The organism is Microbispora siamensis (assembly GCF_016863095.1).
Taxonomy (GTDB): Bacteria; Actinomycetota; Actinomycetes; order Streptosporangiales; family Streptosporangiaceae; genus Microbispora; species Microbispora siamensis.
In genome coordinates, this window is the sequence record NZ_BOOF01000024.1 from 70,652 (window position 1) to 88,975 (window position 18,324).

Genomic DNA, 18,324 nt, shown 5'->3' on the forward strand with positions numbered 1-18,324 from the left:
ACACTGTGAACAACCTGCAATGTGCACACTGTAGACATCCACGAAGGCGTCAGGCAAGCATGAAGAGAACCTCGCCGGGCTACCACCACGGCAACCTGCGTTCGGCCCTGATCGAGGCCGCTCTCGATCTCGCCAGAGACAAGGGCGCCGGTGCTCTGGGCCTGCGCGAGGTGACCCGCGCGGTCGGGGTGAGTCCCAACGCCGCCTACCGGCACTTCGCCGACCTGCGGGCGCTCGTCCTCACCGTCGCGCTGGAGGCCCGGCACCGTCTCGCGCGCGCCATCATCGACCGGCTCGACACGATCGCGCCCGGCCTCGACCCCGCGCGGCGATCCACGGAACGGCTGCGCGCCTTCGGGCTGGCGTACGTGGAGTTCGCTCAGTCCACTCCCGGCTGGTACGAGCTCGCCTGCGCCTCACAGGAGGCGCCGCCGGACGGAGTCGAGGAGGGGGCTCCGCCCCCGCCCCACCTCATCCTGCTCGGCATCCTCGACGAGATGACGCGGGCGGGAGTCATGGCACCGGCTCGCCGTACCGGTGCCGAGTGGTCGTGCTGGTCCACTGTTCACGGCCTCGCCGAGTTGCGCGTCCACGGGCCGCTCCAGGCGTTGTCCGGGGAGGAGGCCGTCCGGCTGGCCCGCCTCGCGCTGGACACCCTCATCCAGGGCCTGACCGCGAAGTCATGATCCTGAGCGGTGGCTGACGCCCCTTCTGGGACGTCCCGGCGGGGCCGTCGGCTTTCGAGGTGTTGACGATGCTCCGGCTCCTGGTCTAACTTCGTCTCTGCAAGGGACGAAGTTAGCCCGTCGTCGTGGGCGTGGTAGTAATGAGATCCGCGGAGGAGGCCGTACAGACAGAGTTGGTGCACCATGACCGAGCGGTACCTCGGCGTAGTCGGCATCGGCGAGGCGCTGGGCGTGAGCCGGCACGCGGTGCACAAGTGGCGCTCCCGCTATCCCGGCGATTCTGAGCACCCGTTCCCCGACCCCGACGTCGAGGTCGACGGCACGCCCGGCTGGCGGCCTGACCGGCTGGCGGAGATCATCGAGTGGCGCAACGGCCTGCCGGGCCGTGGCGCGGGCGGCGGACGTCCTACCGCCGCACGACAGGAGTACCTGAAAGAAGCGGCGGCGCGAGGCATGGACCGGGACGAGGCGCTGCGCGCGCTCGTCACGTTGTCCGAAGAGTTTCCCGAGATGACCGAGCCGGAAATCTGTGCCTGGCTCATCGGGCACTGGCGGAGATAGCACTTCCCCCGATCAATTCCATGAGCGAAGGCGATGACGCATGCCCGAAATCGGCGGCGAGACCGCACCCGGATTCGAAGCGGTACGTGAGGCCTTCGCGGCCAACCTGGCCGGCGGACAGGAAGTAGGCGCCGCGGTCGCCGTCTACCTGCACGGCCGGAAGGTCGTCGACCTGTGGGGCGGGATCGCCGACCCCGAGACCGGCCGCCGCTGGGAGCGCGACACCCTGCAGGTCGTGTTCTCCACCACCAAGGGCGTCACCGCCGCCTGCGCGCACCTGCTGGCCGAGCGGGGCGAACTGGACCTGGACGCCCCCGTCGCCGACTACTGGCCGGAGTTCGCGGCATGCGGAAAAGACCGGATCCCGGTCCGCTGGCTGCTCACCCACCAGGCAGGCCTGCCCGCGCTCGATCGCCCGATCACTCCGGCAGAGGCGATCGCCTGGCACCCGATGGTGACCGCACTGGCCGCCCAGCGGCCGTTCTGGGAACCGGGCACCGCGCACGGCTACCACGCCCACACATACGGCTGGCTGGTCGGCGAAGTGGTCCGCCGGGTGACCGGCCGGAGCCTCGGCACGTTCCTCGCCGAAGAGATCACCGCACCGCTCGGCCTTGACCTGTGGATCGGGCTGCCGGAATCCGAGCGGCACCGGGTCAGCCGGATCGTCGCCGCCCCGATCGACCCCGGTGCTTTCGCCGCGATCGACCTGGACGCCCTTCCCGAGCCCGCGCGCGAGGTGATGAGGGCCTACACCGATCCCACGTCGCTGACGATGCGGGCCATGACCGTCGTCACGCCGATGCTGAACCACGACGACCCCGCAGAGCAGTTCGCCGAGATGCCCTCGACCAACGGCATCTGCACCGCTCGCGCGCTGGCCCGCTTCTACGCCGCGCTCATCGGCGAGGTCGACGGGCACCGCATCCTCTCACCCGGCACTCTGGCGGCGGCGACCGCCGAACAGGTCAGCGGGGTGGACCGCGTCCTGCGGGTGCCAGTCCGGATCGCCACCGGTTTCGGCCTGCCGACACCCGACGCCTTCTGGTACAGCCCGACCGCCTTCGGGTTCCCCGGCTACGGCGGATCGCTCGGCTTCGCCGACCCGGCCACCGGCCTGGCCTTCGGCTACGTCATGAACCACATCCAGGAAGGCGTACCGGACCGCAGGGCCGCCACGCTCCTCGACGCGGTCCGCAGCGCGATCAGGGCCGGGACTCGGTAGCCGCGGGTTCCGGGGACGGCGCGGGCCGCGGCCGGACGTGGTGGCGGCCGAGCCGCAAGAGTCTGCCCGCTCTCGGAAGGATCGCCAAGGACCAGATGGGCATGTCGGCGGTCACAGGACAGGCGGGTCGAAGTCGAAGTCGAGACGGCGGCCCTCCTGCGTCGCCACGGCGTCGGGGTGGTCGGTGCCGAGCACCCGCGCGTACCGGTCGAGGGTGTCGGCCAGGAGCGCCTCCGCCTCGGCGGTGACCCCGAGCGTCCGCAGGTCCACGACGAGGTTGGCCGCGCCCGCGAGGGTCAGCGGGTGGTCCTCGCCGAGCAGGGCCCGCAGCCGCTCGAGCGTGCTCGCGCCGAGTTCCCTGGCACCCTCCGGATCGCCCAGCTCCGCGAGGTCGCTGGCCAGGTTGATCGCGCAGGTGAGCGAGAAGTGGTGGTCTCGGGTGAGCCGGCGGTCGAAGCCCTTCAGCGCCCGTGCGTCGATCTCCCTGGCCTGGTCCGCCTGCCCGTCCACGCGAAGCAGCAGCGCGAGGTTGGTGTCGCAGCCGTACTTGAACGGGTGGTCGTCGCCGTACATCCGCGGATAACGGGCCGTCATGTCCTGCAGCAGGGCGAGCGCGTCGCCGATCGCCCCGGAGGCGCGCTGCGCGTTGGCCAGGCACAACGCCGCGGCCAGCGTGTCGGGGTGGTCGAGGCCGAAGATGCGCTCCTGCAGCTCGTAGGTGACCCGGGCCAGGTCGAGCGCCTCCTCGACCAGCCCGGCGCGGCGTTTGGCGATCGACAGGTCCTTGGCGGTGCGCAGCGTCCAGGGGTGCTCGCGGCCCAGCTCCTGCACGCCGTAGTCGTAGGCGTCCTCGCCGATGTCGCAGGCCTGGCGATACTCGCCGTTCAACCGCAGGATGCGGGCCAGGCCGTTCCAGGAGGACAGCACGTTCTGCTTGCTGGAGCCCGACCCCGGCTGCCGCTGCAGGGCGAACGTCTTGGACTGCAGCTCTCGCGCCTTCGTGTAGTCGCCGAGCAGCAGGTGGTCGAGCGCCAGGTTGTTCATGACGCGCAGCGTCCGCCGGTGGGACGGGCCGAAGACCGCCTCGTGTCTGCGCAGCGACTCCATGTCGTGCTCCAGCGCCGCCTCGAAGTCGCCGCGGAAACGCAGATCGGCTCCGTGGCTGTTGGTGATGAGGAGCGTCTCCTCGTCGTCATCGCCGAGCACCTGCCGCATCCGTGCCAGCACCCGCCGGTTCAGGTCGAACGACTCCTGGATGTCGCCCAGTTCCCTGATGACGATGGCCTGGTGGCGGTGGGCGGCCAGCACGTACCGGTCGTCGTCTCCGCTGTCGGCCCGCCAGCGTTCGATGAACCGCTCGACCAGCGCCCGCGCCGACAGGAAGTCGCCCGACGAGTAGAGATAGCGGACGATGTCCAGGGCGAAGCCGCGGATGTGGGGGTCCCGGCTGCCCGCGATGTCGGCGGGGGTGACGTGGCCGAGCAGCCCGCCGTAGCGCGGCCAGGACAGGTTGTCGTCGGGCTCGTACGGCGCGGCGGCGGAGGCCAGCAGCAGGTGCACCTCGCGCTGGAACGCCACGCGCTCGGCGTCGTCGAGTTCGTCGCGCAGCAGCGCCTGGACCAGCCGGTGGACCTGGATGGTGCGGCTCTCCGAGTCCATGCGGACGAGCGCGTACCTCCCGAGCTCCCGGACCGCCCGGCTCACCTGGATCGGGTCGTCGAGCAGCGCCGCCATCCGCGACCCGGCGGAAAAGCGCTCCGGCAGCGGCTCGAAAAGGTCACGGGGGATGGGCTCGGGCCCGAAGAACGCGCAGCAGCGCAGCAGCTCCACCGCCTCGGGCATCTTCTTCTTGAGCTGCGCCACCGACAGGGCCCACGCGGCGGTCATGGACAGGGGGTAGTCGGAGGGCTTGTTGGCACCGAGCAGCCGAGTGGTCTGCTCCCGAAGCAGCCGCAGGTATTCGTCGACCGACATGCCGGACTCGACCTGGAACGCGCCCGCCTGCTCCAGCGCCAGCGGAAGGTCGCCGAGCGACTCGGCCAGTCGGTCCGCCTGCTCGTCCGTCATGCCCTTCGGCACCCGGCGCCGAAGGAACTCGACGCTCTCCCCACGCTCGAAGACGTCGACGGTGACCGTGTCGACGACGCCCTGCCAGCTGTGGTTGCGCGAGGTGATCAGCACGTGCCCGGGGCCGCGGGGGATGATGTCGTTGATGTGCTCGGGGTCGTCGGCGTTGTCGAAGATCAGCAGCCATCTGTCGTACGGCTCGCCGCGGCGCAGCGCGTCCAGCACGGCCTCGGCCGCGTCCTCGACGCCGGAGGACGCCGCGTTCGGCAGGTTCAGCTCCCTGGCGAGCCCCGCGAGCGACGACTTCACCAGCATGGGCTGGTCGGCGGGGATCCACCACACGAGGTCGTAGTCGCGCCGGTATCGGTAGGCGTACTCCATGGCGAGCTGGGTCTTGCCCACGCCGCCCAGCCCGTGCAGGGCGTGGGGGAGCACGGCGGCCGTGGTCTCGGACATGAGATCGTCCCGCAGCCTGTCAAGCAGATCCCGGCGTCCGGTGAAGTTCTTGTTCTGCTGCGGCACTCTGCCCCAAATGGCGGGCATGCGACCAGAGTCCGCCGAGAAGTGCGAAACCGACACGCTACCATCCCAGATCGGGCCTCAGTGGTTTGGACAAAGCTTAGGCCGCAACGCCTCGTGTATTGAAGAGTCAAGGCGTCAGACTGATGGCACCTCGCCCCGGGCGTGGGAAGATGAGGTCCACGGTTTGATGGACAAGGAGTGCCATGGGCGACATAACCGGCAATGAGTACGGTGGCGGCCTTATCGATGTGACCGGCCTGAGCCTCAGCGAACTCGGGCAGGTAAGCGACGACGTACTCGCGCCCGCCCTGCGCCGTCTGGTCGAGGAGGACGGCTCGGTCCCCTACGCCGGCTTCCAGTCCGCTATCTGAGCGGTCCGCACGCCAAATCCGGGCCGCCCGCAAATCGATCTCCGTTACCTCGCCGCCGCTGTGGGTCATAATTCAGTCATTGGCTAACAATGCGGCGACCCCCGGGATGACGTGTGAACGATGCGGACTGGGATCGGCTCATCAGGCAGCTCCGCAGAGGTGATTGCACGCCCCTACTCGGCGCCGGCTCCTGTTTCGGCCGCCTGCCCACCGGTGCCGAACTCAGCCGGCATTTCGCACACGAGTACAAATATCCGTTCGCCGACTCGGACAACCTGGCCCGGGTGATGCAGTACGCCGCGCTGGTGGGCCAGGACCCGGTCGAACTCAAGCACGAGGTCTGCGCCTATCTGAAGCAGTATCGGGCCGGCAGGACTCCGGACGCGCTCGACCCGCACACGGTGCTCGCGGAATTTCCCATCCCCACATTCGTCACGACGAACTACGACGATTTCATGGTCCAGGCGCTGCAGCGGTGCCGGGCGGAACGCAAGTCGCCGGAGGCGTGCACCTCGACGTGGTGGGACACCGAGGCGGACGAGGTCCCGTTACTCGAGCCGACGCACGACCGGCCGCTGGTCTACCACCTGCACGGCCAGTGGGACGACCCCGCGTCCCTCGTGCTGACCGAGGACGACTACCTGACGTATCTGGTCAACATGGTCGACGCGCGGGCTTCCGGGGTGCGCCAGCCGCTGCCCACCCCCGTGCTCGCCGCGATGACCGCCAGCCCGCTGCTTTTCGTGGGCTACAGCCTGCAGGACTGGAACTTCCGGGTGCTCTTCCACGGCCTGATCCGGCCGATTCCGCCGAACCGGAGGCGGCGCCACGTCAGCGTCCAGCTCCTGCCGGAGCTGAGCGAGACGGTCGCCGGAGCCGCGGAGAAGGCGGAGGAGTACATGGAGCGCTACCTCGACGGCTGGCACATCTCCATCTACATAGGCAGCACAGAGGACTTCTTCGAGGAACTGCTCGGCAGATTGAGGACGACATGATGGCGACCGGATCGTCCGCCCCGACCCCCGCCCGCCCGTACGTCGGGCTCCGCCCGTATCGGCGGGACGAGAGCGCCCTGTTCCACGGCCGCGACCGCGAGGCGCGGGAGATCGCCACCCTGTGGGGAGCGGCCGGGCTCACCGTCCTGTACGGAGCCTCCGGCGTGGGCAAGACGTCGCTGCTGCAGGCCGGCGTGCTGCCCAGGCTCGATCCCGGCCGGGTCGACCTGCTGCCGGTCGCCAGGGTCCTGCCCCGGACCCGGCCGCCGGAGTCCGTGGGGAACCCGTACGTGGCGGCGCTGCTGTCCTGCTGGGCGCCAGAGCGGGACCCGCGTACGCTCGCCGGCCTGACCGTGGCGGAATTCCTGCGCAGACGGCCCGAGCGCACCGACGAGTACGGCGACCCGGTGCCGATCCTCGCGGCGGTGGACCAGGCCGAGGAGATGTTCCAGGGCGGCCCGGCGGGGGAGCGCGACCGGACGGAGCTCCTGGAGCAGCTCACCTCCGCGGTGCAGGAGCACACCGGCCTTCACCTGCTGCTGTCCCTCCGTGAGGAGTACCTGTTCCTCGTCCTGCCCTACGAGCGGCCGTTCGGGCAGGGCTCGAGGGCCCGCTTCCACCTGCGGCCGTTCACCCCCGAGGCGGCCCGCGAGGCGGTGGCCGGGCCGCTGCGCGACACGGGCAGGACGATCACGCCGGCCGCCGCGGAGCTGCTCGTCGACGACCTGCGGACCGCCGTCATCGCCGACGAGGCGGGCAACGTGTCGGAGATGACGCTGGACACTGTCGAGCCCGTCCAGCTCCAGGTCGTCTGCGCCGCGCTGTGGGAGTCCCTGCCGCCGGACGTCGTCGAGATCACCGAGCACCACGCCCGCGCGTACGCCGACGTGGAGGAGTTCCTGTACGACTTCTGCAAACGGGCGGTCGCCGAGGTGGCCGAGATGTTCGACATGTCGGCCGGCGAGATCAGGTTCTGGCTGCGCAACACGTTCGTCACCGAGCACGGCACGCGCAACATCGTGTACGAGGGCCTGCAGCAGACCCGGAGCATGCCCAACGCGGTCGCCCGGGCTCTGGAGGACCGGCACATCCTGCGGGCCGAGCACCGGCGGGGCATCCGGTGGTACGAGCTCGCCCACGACCGGCTCATCCGGCCGATCTCCCGCGCCGACTCCCCCGAGGCGTACCTCCGGGCCGCCCGCGCGGCCCTGGCCGGACGGAAGTGGGAGCAGGCCAGGCGGCTCGCCGACGAGGCGGTGCGGGCCTCCGACCTCGGCGAGTCGTGGGTGCGCGCCGAGGCGGCCGAGATCTTCGCCGACGTGGCCGTCGCCAACGGCGAGATCGAGACCGCGCGACGGCACTGCGAGGAGGCGGCCGTGCTCTACGCGGAACGCCAGCGGTTCGACGGCGTGGCCAGGGTGCTCAGGATCGACGGGCTGCTGTGGCTGGAGCAGGGGGACCACGCGAAGGCGATCGAGCGCATCACCGCCGCGTTGAGCTGGGCGCCCAACGACATGGCGGCGCACCTGGCGCTGGCCGAGGCGCTGATCAGGGCGGGCACGCCCAAGGCCGCCGTCCAGGTGGTCAACGGCGTGCTCGACCGGCTGCCGCCCGACCTCCTCAAGCAAGCAAGGGAAATGCTCCGGCTGACGGCGTGATCTCACTATGCTGGGCAGCCTGAGGAGCCCCAGCGTGGAGGCTGATCCGCGGTGCCCGACTGGCCGTCGATTCCCGACGTGGAGCGCTGCCGGCGGATGAGCCGACGCCCACCGCTACCGGCACGGCAGCGGTTTTCACAACCCTCCCGATCTTTTGGCGCGCATCCGCCGGATGGCGTCGGCCAGGCCGACTTCCCGGCCCGTACCAAGGAACTCCGATTCGAGGAACCCGGATGACCTCACCGCAGCTGACAGAGCACCGGATCCCGGCCGACGCGTTCGACGAGCTCGCCGCGGGAACAGGGGGCGCACCTGTGGTCCGCCGCCTGGTCGCGGCCCAGTACAGCAAGCACCTGCTGCTCGTCCGAGGGGTTCTGGAGGCGGCGCGGCGGGCCGGGCACGCGCGGTGGGCCGCCGCTCGGCGCGCCTACGATCTGCTGGCCGCCGTCCAGGCGCAGCATCCGGAGGCGGTCGCCGCGGTGCTCCGCCACCCGTCGGTGGGGGCGTGGGCGCGGCACGCCGTCGGCACCGGGGAGGGCGTCGAGCAGCTGGCGTCCGTCGCCGCCGCGGCGGTCGTCCGGGCGGGCGTGACCTGCGAGGTCGACGTGCCGATGACCGGCGGCGTGGTCACCATCCCCTCGCTGGGCCAGGTCACGCTGCCCGGTGCGAGCGCGGCCGGGGACGCCACCGCCACGGTCCACTCCGCCCCGGACGGAGCCGAGGTGAGCGTGGAGGGCGTCGCCGTACGGATCGGGGGAGCGGCACCCGGATGGGCGGGGCTGCGGTCACTGTCGGCGGAGGCGGGCGGACGGTCGTTCCGGGTGCTCGTCGACGACCTCGACCCGCACCGGATGCCCGGCTCGGGCAACCTGCGCAGCCGCCTGAGCGAGTCGGAGACCGAGCGCTGGCAGGGGGTGCTCCAGGAGGCGTGGGGCCTGCTGGCGCGCAACCACCCGGACGTGGCCGACGAGGTCGCCGCGGCGATCACCGTCTTCACCCCGCTCACCGCGCCCGACCAGGGCCTGTCCAGCGCGACCTCGCGGGAGACGTTCGGCTGCATCGCGCTGTCCACGCCGCCGGACCCGCACACGCTGGCGGTCACGCTCGCCCACGAGACCCAGCACGCCAAGCTGTCCGCGCTGCTGGACATCGTCCCGCTCACCCGGCCCGACGACGGCGCCCGTTACTACGCCCCCTGGCGGGACGACCCCCGCCCGGTCGGCGGCCTGCTCCAGGGCGCGTACGCCTTCCTCGGGGTGGCGGGCTTCTGGCGCCGGCAGCGGCACCACGAGAGCGGCGAGGACGCGGTCCGCGCCGGGGCCGAGTTCGCCCGATGGCGCGAGGCGGCCCGCACGGTGTCAGGCACGCTCCTCACGAGCGGCGCCCTCACCGGCCCGGGTGAGCGGTTCGTCGCCCGGATGGCGCGGCGGCTGGACGACTGGCGCCGCGAACCGGTCCCGGCCGCCTCCGCCGCCATCGCCAGGGAGGCCGCCGACCGGCACCTGACACTGTGGCGCGAGCGCAACGGCGGCGCCGGCCACGTCGGCGACGTCCTCAGGACCTGACGCCTCGCCGGCGAGTGCCGGTCGGTGCGGTTACTTCTTGCAGATGTTCTGCGTGGCGGTGCGGGCCGAGGGGGTCGCCTGCGGTGCGGGTGCCGACGGCGTGGCGGAGCCCTCCGGCGCGGCCACCGTCACCTTCTTCACGTCGTGGTTCTTCTGGCCCACGACGACCTCGATGCCGGTGACGTCCGGTTGCTCACGCAACTCGGCGCCGGGGATGGCGGCGGCCACCGTACGAGCCGAGTCCTCGCGGCCGGGTGGGTAGCGGACGACCGTGGTGGCGAAGTCGCGGCGGGCCGTGTCGCCGGGGGCTGACGGCACCATGAACCCGGCCTCGACGAGGCGGGCCTTCGTGGTCGCGCCAAGGCCGGTGATGAGCGTGCCGTTGAGCACCTTGACCGAGATGCGGCCCGGCGGGATCGTGAGCGCCGTCGTGGCCGGGGAGGGCCCAGAGGAGGGCGCTGCGCTCACCGGCGCCGCGGGGCTGCCCGAGGCGGACGCCGAGGCCTTCGCCGACGGCTTGACGAGGGGCTGGTCGGCGTCGATCCGCTGGAACAGGTCGCGGGCGGCCGGCTTGTCCCACAGCACCGCCGACTCGCCCGTGGGCGCGTGGTAGTTCACGTCGGCCAGCGGGACGGTCGCGAACGACACGTCGTCGGTCGAGACGTCCTTGAACTGGTTCACCATGCCGAGCAGGTCCTTCTGCAGGGCCGCGTCCACCGTGAGCGTCTTGAACGTCGAGTCGAGGAACCCGGCGAGCTTGGCGGGGTTGGCCAGCGTGCCGCCGCTGAGGGCCTTGCCGAGCAGCGCGGAGATGACCTGCTGCTGCCGGTCGATCCGATCGAGGTCGGAGCGCGCCGTGGCCCTCGTACGCGCGTACGCGAGCGCGTTGACGCCGTCCAGCGTGTACGTCCCGGGCTGCAGGTTCAGCTTGGTCTTCGGGTCGTCGATGGGCACCGGCGTGCAGACGGTGACGCCGCCCAGCGACTCCACCACGTCGATGAAGCCGAGCACGTTCACCTCGACGTAGTGGTTGATGCGCAGGCCCGTCGCCTGCTCGACCGTCTTCACGGCCAGCTTGGCGCCGCCGAACTGGTACGCGGAGTTGATCTTGTGCTCGCCCTTGCCGGGGATCGTCGTCCAGGTGTCCCGCGGCAGGCTGACCACGGTCACCTTGCGGTGGTCCTCCGACAGGTGGATCACCATCATCGTGTCGGTGCGCTGCCCGACGTCGCGGCCGAGGTGGAGCTGGTTCTGCTGGCGCCTGGTCAGGTTGTCGCGCTTGTCCACGCCCACCAGCAGGATGTTCATCGCGCCCGTGGATTCGGCCTCGCTCGTGCCGGCGTCCACCGAGTGGATCCGGTTGAGCGCGTAGTTCGGCGCCACCCACGCGATGCCCGAGCCGATCAGCACGACTCCGGACAGCGAGCCCGAAATGACCAGGGATCGGAGGTTCGACCTCCGTCGGCGGGCGCGTTGCGCCGTCACCCTTACCCCGCCGTACCCGTCGCCCCCTACGCGGACGCCGGAGTCCTCCTCATGGTCGCCGGGCATTCCCGTCCTCCGGTTGCCGTCTCCACCCCTCCGTACAGTAGCGTGAGCGCCGCCATGAAGCCCTTTCCCGACTCGCGACAGTCGAGCCAGAATCCGGCGCGGCCCTGGCCGCCGGTGTCGGTGATCATGCCGGTGCTCAACGAGGAGCGGCACCTGCGCGACGCCGTACGGCAGGTCCTCGAACAGGACTACGAGGGCCCTCTCGAGGTCGTCATCAGCGTTGGCCCCTCCCACGACCGCACGCAGGAGGTCGCCGACGCCATCGCGGCCGAGGACCGCCGTGTCGTCGTCGTGCCGAACCCCACCGGCCGCACCCCCAACGCGCTGAACGCCGCCATCGCGGCCTCCCGCAACCCCATCGTCGCGCGGGTCGACGGGCACGCGATCCTGCCCCGCGACTACCTCCGTACGGCCGTGGAGACGCTGGAGCAGACCGGCGCGGACAACGTCGGCGGCATCATGGCCGCCGAGGGGATCACGCCGTTCGAGCAGGCGGTGGCCTGTGCCATGACCTCGAAGATCGGCGTGGGCAACGCCCGGTTCCACACGGGCGGGGAGGCCGGCCCGGCCGACACCGTCTACCTGGGCGTCTTCCGCCGCAGCGCCCTCGACCGGGTGGGCGGCTACGACGAGCACTTCCTGCGCGCGCAGGACTGGGAGATGAACCACCGCATCCGGGAGACCGGCGGGCTGGTGTGGTTCCAGCCGAGGATGCGCGTCACCTACCGTCCCCGGCCCAACGTGCGCGCCCTGGCCAAGCAGTATTTCCACTACGGCCGCTGGCGGCGGGTCGTCTCCCGCACCCACCAGGGCACCATCAACCTGCGCTACCTCGCCCCGCCCGCCGCCGTGGCGGCGATGGCGCTGGGCCTGGTGGTCTCGCCCTTCTTCTGGCCCGGCCTGATCATCCCCGGGGGCTACCTCGCGGCGATCCTCGCGGGCTCGGTCCTCACAGGCCGCGGACTGTCCGGCGCCGCGCTCGTACGCCTGCCGCTGGTGTACGCCACCATGCACGTCTCGTGGGGGACGGGCTTCCTGACCAGCCCCCCGAAGCTCAGCAAGCCCCGTCCCAAGCCGGAACGGGCGAGCCTAGAGGACCTCTTCGAAGACTGAGGTGTCCAGCGTGAAGCCGATCGGGTGGGGGACGTGGATCTCCCGCCCGAACGGCACCGTCGAGGTCACCTCGCGGGCCTGGGCGGCGCTTCAGCGGCATCCATAGGGCTGTCTCCTCGGTTCGTTCAATCGCGGGCGGAGGGGGCGAGGGCTTCGAGGCCGAGGGAGCGGGCGCGGGCCTCGGCGCGGGCGGCGGCACGCCGTACGGCCTCCTCGAAGCGGGCCAGCGGGTCCGGATGGTCGGCGCCGAGCAGGTAGGCGCGCAGGGCCCGCCGGGCCGGGGCCATCTCGTCCTCCCCAGGGGCGCCGAGACCGCGCAGGATGCCGGGAAGCTCCGCCAGGTCGGGCCCGAGCAGGTACGCCGCCCCGGCGGCCGGGTAGCGCTCGCGGAACCGGTCCGGCGGCAGGTCCGCCACGTTGGCCACGATGTACGGCTTGCCGCTGGCCACGAAGTCCGACACCACGCTGGAGATGTCGGAGACCAGCACGTCGGCCTCGTTGAAGCACTCGTAGAGCGACGGCTCGCGGCCGGTCACGACGAGGTGCGGCATGCCGGTGCTCTCGTGCAGCAGGGCCATGATCTTCCGGTGCGCCGCCCTGGCCGCCGGTGAGCGGTGCCCGGTGAGCGGGTGGGGCTTGTAGATCACCCGCACCGGCTGGTCGAGCAGGGCGCGCACGATCGCGGGTCCCATGGCGACGAGCGAGCTGTGGAACAGGTCGTCGCTCCACCCCTCCCACGTGGGCGCGTACAGGACCGTCCGGTACGGCGCCGCCCCCTCGGCGTACGGGCTGGTGCGCAGCACCCGGGCGAGCTGAGGGCGGCCGACCTCCTCGATCGCCTCGTCCCGCACGCCCACCTGGGCGCGCAGGTAGCGGTCGCGCCCGGCCGGTCCGGCCACCCAGACCTCGTCGTACACCTTCGTGTACGGATTGAAGGACGCCTCCTTGTCGCTGTCGCCGTGGCCGATGAACACGCTCCGCACGCCCGGCACCCGGAGCATGTGGATGTTGTTGCCGACGTTGGCGGGGAACAGCGCGACCCGCACGCCGTCGAGCGCGCGGAAGTTCATCAGGTCGACCGACAAGGGGATGCACACGACGGGCAGCGTGGTCGGGCCGAGGGCCGTGGCCAGCGGCCGCTCGCGCAGCACCACCAGCGTCCTCGGCGTGATCCGCTCCAGTGTGCCGAGCCACATGGTGGCCTGGTAGACCGCCGTGGCCGGCCCGGAGAAGTACATGACGACCTCGGGCCGGTAGGCCGCGACCCAGTCGTCCACGGCGGCGAGGACCCGCCGCCGGTCGCCCAGGTGCCTCGCCCGCCTCGCGTGGGCCAGCAGGGCGACCACGGCGGTGACCTCCAGCATCAGGGCCGCGACGGCGCCAGCCACGCCCGTCCAGCCCAGGCCCATGGGGGCCGTCGCCGCGGCGGGCACGATCGCGAGCGCGTCGAGGTGGAGCAGCTTGGCGCCCCGCCAGGTGAGCAGCGCGCGGGGCGGCGCGGGCGGGATCCGCAGCGCGGGCAGGTCGATGTTGCGGGTCACCACCGGCATCTGGTTGTGCCGGCGGTCGACGTGCTCGGCGAGCCACGTCTGCACGGCCCGCAGGCCGTGGAACAGGAACAGCCCGGCCGCGAGCGCCGCGAACCACCACGGCCGCCCCGGCGCCAGCCGCGCCAGCAGCACGACGGCGGCCGTCTCACGCGACAGGAAGCGGACCGTGGCCCCGAGATGGGCCCGGCTCAGCGCCCCCGCCGCCCGGCCGGGCAGCACGGCCTCCGCGGCGTACGACAGCGGCACGAGCACCGCGAAGGTCGCGGGCAGCGGCCACACGGCGGCCGCGAGCAGGGCCGGATACGACGCGAGTGTGAGCGCGGTGAACGCGCCCCTGCGCCCACCGGCCAGGCTTCTCAGCGCCGGCCGCCGGACCAGCGCGACCAGTGCGTTCGGGGCCCTGCGCCCCTTGTTGTTTCCCCCCATGGGCGAGCGCCCATCCCTCCGTGTCTTCGCGGGTACGCGGTTGCGGTCATCGGCTGAGCCGTACGTCCACGACCTGTCCCGTGAGGCGGGACAGCAGCACGTCGATGCTGGTGCGGGCGACGGCGGCGGGGGAGAGAAGCGTTCCGGCGGGTTCGTCGCCGAACGCGCGCAGCCGCATGGGGGTGGCGGTGCGCTCGGGGTTGACGCAGTTGACGCGGACACCCTGGCAGGCCCACTCGTCGGCGAGCGCCTGGGTGAGGTTGACGACGGCGGCCTTCGTGGAGGAGTAGAGGCTGTAGTCGGCCCGGCCGCGGGTGTAGGACGAGGAGGTGTAGAGCAGCAGGTGGCCGTGGGTCTCCATCAGGTATTTCACGGACGCGCGGGCGATGTTGACCGGTCCGAGGTAGTTGACCCCGATGGTCTCCTCGATCGTGTGCTGCCCGGCCTCGCCGAGCTTGCCCATGTGCAGCACACCCGCCGTGTTGACGACGTAGTCGATCCTGCCGGTCTCGGCGTACACCCGGGCGAGCGCGTCCTCCACGGCGGCGACGTCCTCGACGCGCACGCCGTTCTGGCTGCGGGAGAACGAGTGGACGCTCGCGCCGTAGCCCCTGGCCAGCGCGACGATGTCCGCGCCGATGCCGTAGCTGCCGCCGAAGACCACGAGCGTGCGGCCCTCGAGCCCGGCCCGGTAGGCCTCCTCGTCCAGCGCGGGCGCGGTGTTCTCGGCGAGCTGGAAGAGCTTGTCGGCGATGAAGACGTCGACCGGATGCGTGACCTTCATGTTGTGCTCGCTGCCGGGCACGATGTAGATCGGCACGTCGGGCAGGTAGCGCAGCACGACGCCGCAGTCGTCCGTGGTCGGCAGCGAGGGGAACTCGGGGTCGGCCAGGGCCCGCTCGTACGCCGCCCGGATCACCGACAGCCGGAAGCACTGCGGGGTCTGCCCCCGGCGCAGCCGGGAGCGGTCGGGGATGTCGCGGATGATGTCGCCGCGCGGGCCGGGCGCGGCCACCACGATCGTGTCGGAGGACGGGATCGCCACCTCGACCGCCTCGTAGCGTTCGAGCGCGGCCACGCACTCGCTGATGATGCGGGGCTCGATCAGCGGCCGTACGGCGTCGTGCAGCAGCACGTCGCACTCCTGCTCGCCCAGCGCGCACAGCGCCCGCCAGGTCGTCTCGGTGCGGCTCGCGCCTCCTTCGAGCACCCGGCCGACCTTGGTGTAGCCGTTCCTCCTGACGAGCTCCTCGGCCTCCGCGACGAAGCCGGGGGCCATCAGGACGACGACCTCGTCGATCTCCGGGTGGCCGTCGAACACGTCGAGGGTGTGCTCCAGAATCGTCTTCCCGGCGATCTTCAGAAGCTGTTTCGGGGTGTTGAGGCCCACGCGCTGACCGACGCCGCCGGCCAGCACCACCCCCACCCTGCGCAGACGCGATTCGGCGATCATGATGTCCTCCCCGGAAGGAGACCATACCCGTGCCGGAAGCCGGAGAAGGTGATTGCCACCTAGTGATCACTCGGTTACTTTGCGAGGTGAGCACGTGCGGTCGACGTGAAGCGGGTTTCCATATGGGGGCGGATCCGAGCAAGCCCGGTACGTCACGGGACACAGAGACGGTGGCGGTCGTCCTCGCGACCTCGCCGGCCGCCGGGCTGCCCTGGTCCGACGGCGCCCGGTCCGACGGCAGCCTCCTGGAGCGGCTCACCGCCCAGCTCCTCACGCTGCCGGTCCGCGAGGTGCTGGTCGTGGTGCGGAGCCAGGACGCCCAGGCGGGGGGATGGGAGAGGGCGGCGGCGAGCGGCACGCGGCACCAGATCTGCGTCAGCGACGGGCTCGCCGAGGACCTGCGGATCGTGGCCAAGACGGCTCGCGCCTCGACCTCCCCGGTCGCCGTGCTCGCGGCCGACGTGGTCGCGCACACCGGGGCGCTGTCGCTGCTGCTCGAACATCCCGCGCGCCCGACCGGCGCGATCGTCGCCAGCGGCGACCCGGCCCCGCTGCGGCCGCCCGTACGGACCGAGTGGGGCCGCGTCGTGTCGGCGGGCACGTCCTTCCACGAGGTCGAGTGGGCCAACGGCACCTTCCGCGGCGTCCTCCAGGTGGGGGAGGCCCATCTGGCCGGGCTGGCCGACATCGCCGAGGACCTGGCCGACCTGGCCCAGCGCCGCCACCTCGGGCGGGTCGGCGACGGCGAGGTGCCGGAGCTGCTGCTCACGGGCCTGGTGCGGGCGGGCGTCCAGGTGCACGCCGTCTCGTTGAACACCCTGCACTGCGGGCGGGCCGGCACACGCCCCGCCGCCGAGCGCGCGGTGCGCGAACTGGCCGACGTCGACGAGGCGCAGGCGAGGCTCGACGCCGCGGTGAAGAGCGGCGACGGCTTCTTCGCCACCCACTGCGTCAGCTCGTGGTCGCGTCACCTCATCAAGCCGGCCGCCCGTCTCGGCCTGACTCCGAACACGGTCACCGGCATCTCGGTCGGGTTCGCCGCCATCGCCGCGATCTGGTTCTCCGACGGCCGCAGGGCGGGGCTCGTGGTCGGCGCCGTCGCGCTCTACCTGTCGTTCGTGCTCGACTGCCTGGACGGGCAGCTCGCCCGGTACACGCGCAGGTTCTCCCCGCTCGGGAGCTGGCTCGACGCGATCTGCGACCGGCTCAAGGAATACCTGGTGTACGTCGGCCTGGCGGCCGGATACGCGGCCGGCCCCCGGGAGCCGTGGGAGATCTGGGCCCTGGCGGTGGGCGCGATGATCCTCCAGACGATCCGTCACATGATCGACTTCTCCTACGCGGGCGCGGTGGCCGACCGGGCCAGGGCGGCGGGCCTGCGGGCGGCGGCCCCGCGCCCGATGGCCGTGCCCTGGGACGAGGCGCCCGCGGCGGCCGCCGCGAAGGGCACCGGGTCGGTGCTGGCGCTGTCGCGGCGGCTCGACGCGCTGAGCGGCGCGCGGGGCGTGGCCTACTGGGCGAAGAAGATGATCGTCCTGCCGATTGGGGAGCGGATGGCGCTGATCGCGGTGACGGCCGCGCTGTTCGACGCGCGGGTGACGTTCCTCGCGCTGCTGGGCTGGGGCGGGGTGGCGCTGGTCTACACGGCCGCCGGGCGGATGGCGAGGTCGTTCGCATGAGCGAGCGTAGCGAGCGAATCAGTGAACACAGCGTCTGGCGCATGCCGCTCCGAGCCGAAGGCGAGGAGGTGGCATGAGCGAGCGTAGCGAGCGAATCAGTGAACACAGCGTCTGGCGCATGCCGCTCCGAGCCGAAGGCGAGGAGGTGGCATGAGTCGTCGCCCGCGCGAGGCCGGTGGGAAGGCAAGGGGCGCGATCTCCGTGCACATGACCCCGGTGCCGCGCAGCGTCGTGGTGGCCTACCGCGACGACGGCCCGCTGTCGAAGGCGATGGGGCTGCTCGTGGCCGGGCAGCTCCCGCCGCTGCCGCCCGCGGTCGCCGGGGCCTTCGTGACCGCCGTGCTGCTGGTGCTCGGCATCGCCGGGGCCGACGACTTCGCGGTCTTCGCCCCGGCGGTGGCCCTGCTGCTGGCCGGGGCGGGCAGCGCCCACCGGCACGACGGCCGGCTCGACTGGCTGGCGCCCCCGATCCTGCGGCTGACCGAGTACGGCTTCATCGCCTCGGCCGGGTTCGCCCGCTCCGTCCCGCCGGTGCTCGTCGTCGCGCTGCTCGGCGCGATGGCCTTCCACCACTACGACACGGTCTACCGGCTGCGCCAGCACGTGTATCCGCCGCCGTGGCTGGCGACGGCCGGGCTGGGCTGGGACGGCCGGATGCTCGTCGTCGCCCTGGGCGGCCTGCTCGACGTGATGACCGCCGTGTTCGTGCTGCTCGCGCTCTACCTGTGGGGTCTGTTCGGCTGGGAGAGCCTGACCTGCTGGCTCGCCGCCCCCCGTACTCCCGACGAGGCCGTGGAACCGGCACCGCAGGATTAACGTCAGACCAACGGTGGATTACCCAAGCGGGGTGCCGAGCCAACTAACCTTTGGGGTTACTGTCTGACGCTCGACCTCAAGGAGTG

At 71.7% G+C, this 18,324-nt stretch carries 14 protein-coding genes; 10 read left to right on the top strand and 4 right to left on the bottom strand.

What is annotated here, in order from left to right; all coding sequences use genetic code 11:
- Positions 1–59 precede the first annotated feature (59 nt).
- From Msi02_RS20490 to Msi02_RS20500, 3 genes are all read left to right on the top strand, one after another.
- On the top strand, positions 60–686 hold the full coding sequence (locus tag Msi02_RS20490) for a TetR/AcrR family transcriptional regulator (RefSeq protein ID WP_204049822.1): 627 nt from the start codon (positions 60–62) through the stop codon (positions 684–686).
- A gap of 183 nt (positions 687–869) precedes the next feature.
- Entirely contained in the window at positions 870–1,247 is a 378-nt protein-coding gene (locus Msi02_RS20495) for a hypothetical protein (protein WP_204049823.1), read from the top strand.
- A 40-nt stretch (positions 1,248–1,287) separates the two neighbouring features.
- Positions 1,288–2,472: a serine hydrolase domain-containing protein gene (locus Msi02_RS20500; RefSeq protein ID WP_204049824.1), complete on the top strand. Its 1,185-nt coding sequence runs from the start codon at positions 1,288–1,290 to the stop codon at positions 2,470–2,472.
- A 111-nt stretch (positions 2,473–2,583) separates the two neighbouring features.
- On the opposite strand, the gene fxsT is transcribed toward Msi02_RS20500, so the two are convergent.
- Positions 2,584–5,082, bottom strand: a complete 2,499-nt coding sequence (gene fxsT, locus Msi02_RS20505) for an FxSxx-COOH system tetratricopeptide repeat protein (RefSeq protein WP_204049825.1) — start codon at positions 5,080–5,082, stop codon at positions 2,584–2,586.
- Between the two features lie 182 nt (positions 5,083–5,264).
- Between fxsT and fxsA the strand changes: the two genes are divergently transcribed.
- The 4 genes from fxsA to Msi02_RS20525 all read left to right on the top strand — a co-directional run bounded on the left by fxsA (position 5,265) and on the right by Msi02_RS20525 (position 9,650).
- Positions 5,265–5,432, top strand: coding sequence for an FxSxx-COOH cyclophane-containing RiPP peptide (gene fxsA / locus Msi02_RS20510; RefSeq protein WP_204049826.1), 168 nt, complete (start codon positions 5,265–5,267; stop codon positions 5,430–5,432).
- A 113-nt stretch (positions 5,433–5,545) separates the two neighbouring features.
- A complete protein-coding gene (locus Msi02_RS20515) occupies positions 5,546–6,427 on the top strand; it encodes an SIR2 family NAD-dependent protein deacylase (protein ID WP_204049827.1) in 882 nt (293 codons plus the stop codon).
- The gene (locus tag Msi02_RS20520) at positions 6,424–8,085 is read left to right on the top strand and encodes an nSTAND1 domain-containing NTPase (protein WP_204049828.1); all 1,662 of its coding nucleotides are present in this window, start codon (positions 6,424–6,426) and stop codon (positions 8,083–8,085) included. The genes Msi02_RS20515 and Msi02_RS20520 overlap by 4 nt, the downstream gene beginning before the upstream one ends.
- A gap of 233 nt (positions 8,086–8,318) precedes the next feature.
- Positions 8,319–9,650, top strand: coding sequence for an HEXXH motif domain-containing protein (locus Msi02_RS20525; RefSeq protein ID WP_204049829.1), 1,332 nt, complete (start codon positions 8,319–8,321; stop codon positions 9,648–9,650).
- 30 nt (positions 9,651–9,680) lie between these two features.
- Here Msi02_RS20525 and Msi02_RS20530 read toward each other — a convergent pair whose 3' ends face one another.
- Positions 9,681–11,201: an LCP family protein gene (locus Msi02_RS20530; protein ID WP_204049830.1), complete on the bottom strand. Its 1,521-nt coding sequence runs from the start codon at positions 11,199–11,201 to the stop codon at positions 9,681–9,683.
- A 54-nt stretch (positions 11,202–11,255) separates the two neighbouring features.
- Between Msi02_RS20530 and Msi02_RS20535 the strand changes: the two genes are divergently transcribed.
- Complete coding sequence (locus Msi02_RS20535) at positions 11,256–12,314, top strand: glycosyltransferase family 2 protein (protein WP_079316341.1); 1,059 nt, start codon at positions 11,256–11,258, stop codon at positions 12,312–12,314.
- Between the two features lie 125 nt (positions 12,315–12,439).
- On the opposite strand, the gene Msi02_RS20540 is transcribed toward Msi02_RS20535, so the two are convergent.
- Both Msi02_RS20540 and Msi02_RS20545 read right to left on the bottom strand, forming a co-directional pair.
- Entirely contained in the window at positions 12,440–14,290 is a 1,851-nt protein-coding gene (locus Msi02_RS20540; protein WP_204049831.1) for a CDP-glycerol glycerophosphotransferase family protein, read from the bottom strand.
- A 46-nt stretch (positions 14,291–14,336) separates the two neighbouring features.
- Complete coding sequence (locus tag Msi02_RS20545) at positions 14,337–15,743, bottom strand: bifunctional cytidylyltransferase/SDR family oxidoreductase (RefSeq protein WP_204049832.1); 1,407 nt, start codon at positions 15,741–15,743, stop codon at positions 14,337–14,339.
- Positions 15,744–15,913: 170 nt separating this feature from the next.
- Here Msi02_RS20545 and Msi02_RS20550 point away from each other — a divergent pair, with 170 nt between their 5' ends.
- Positions 15,914–17,422, top strand: coding sequence for a CDP-alcohol phosphatidyltransferase family protein (locus tag Msi02_RS20550; protein ID WP_239108563.1), 1,509 nt, complete (start codon positions 15,914–15,916; stop codon positions 17,420–17,422).
- 150 nt (positions 17,423–17,572) lie between these two features.
- Complete coding sequence (locus Msi02_RS20555; protein WP_204049834.1) at positions 17,573–18,238, top strand: DUF5941 domain-containing protein; 666 nt, start codon at positions 17,573–17,575, stop codon at positions 18,236–18,238.
- Positions 18,239–18,324: the final 86 nt, after the last annotated feature.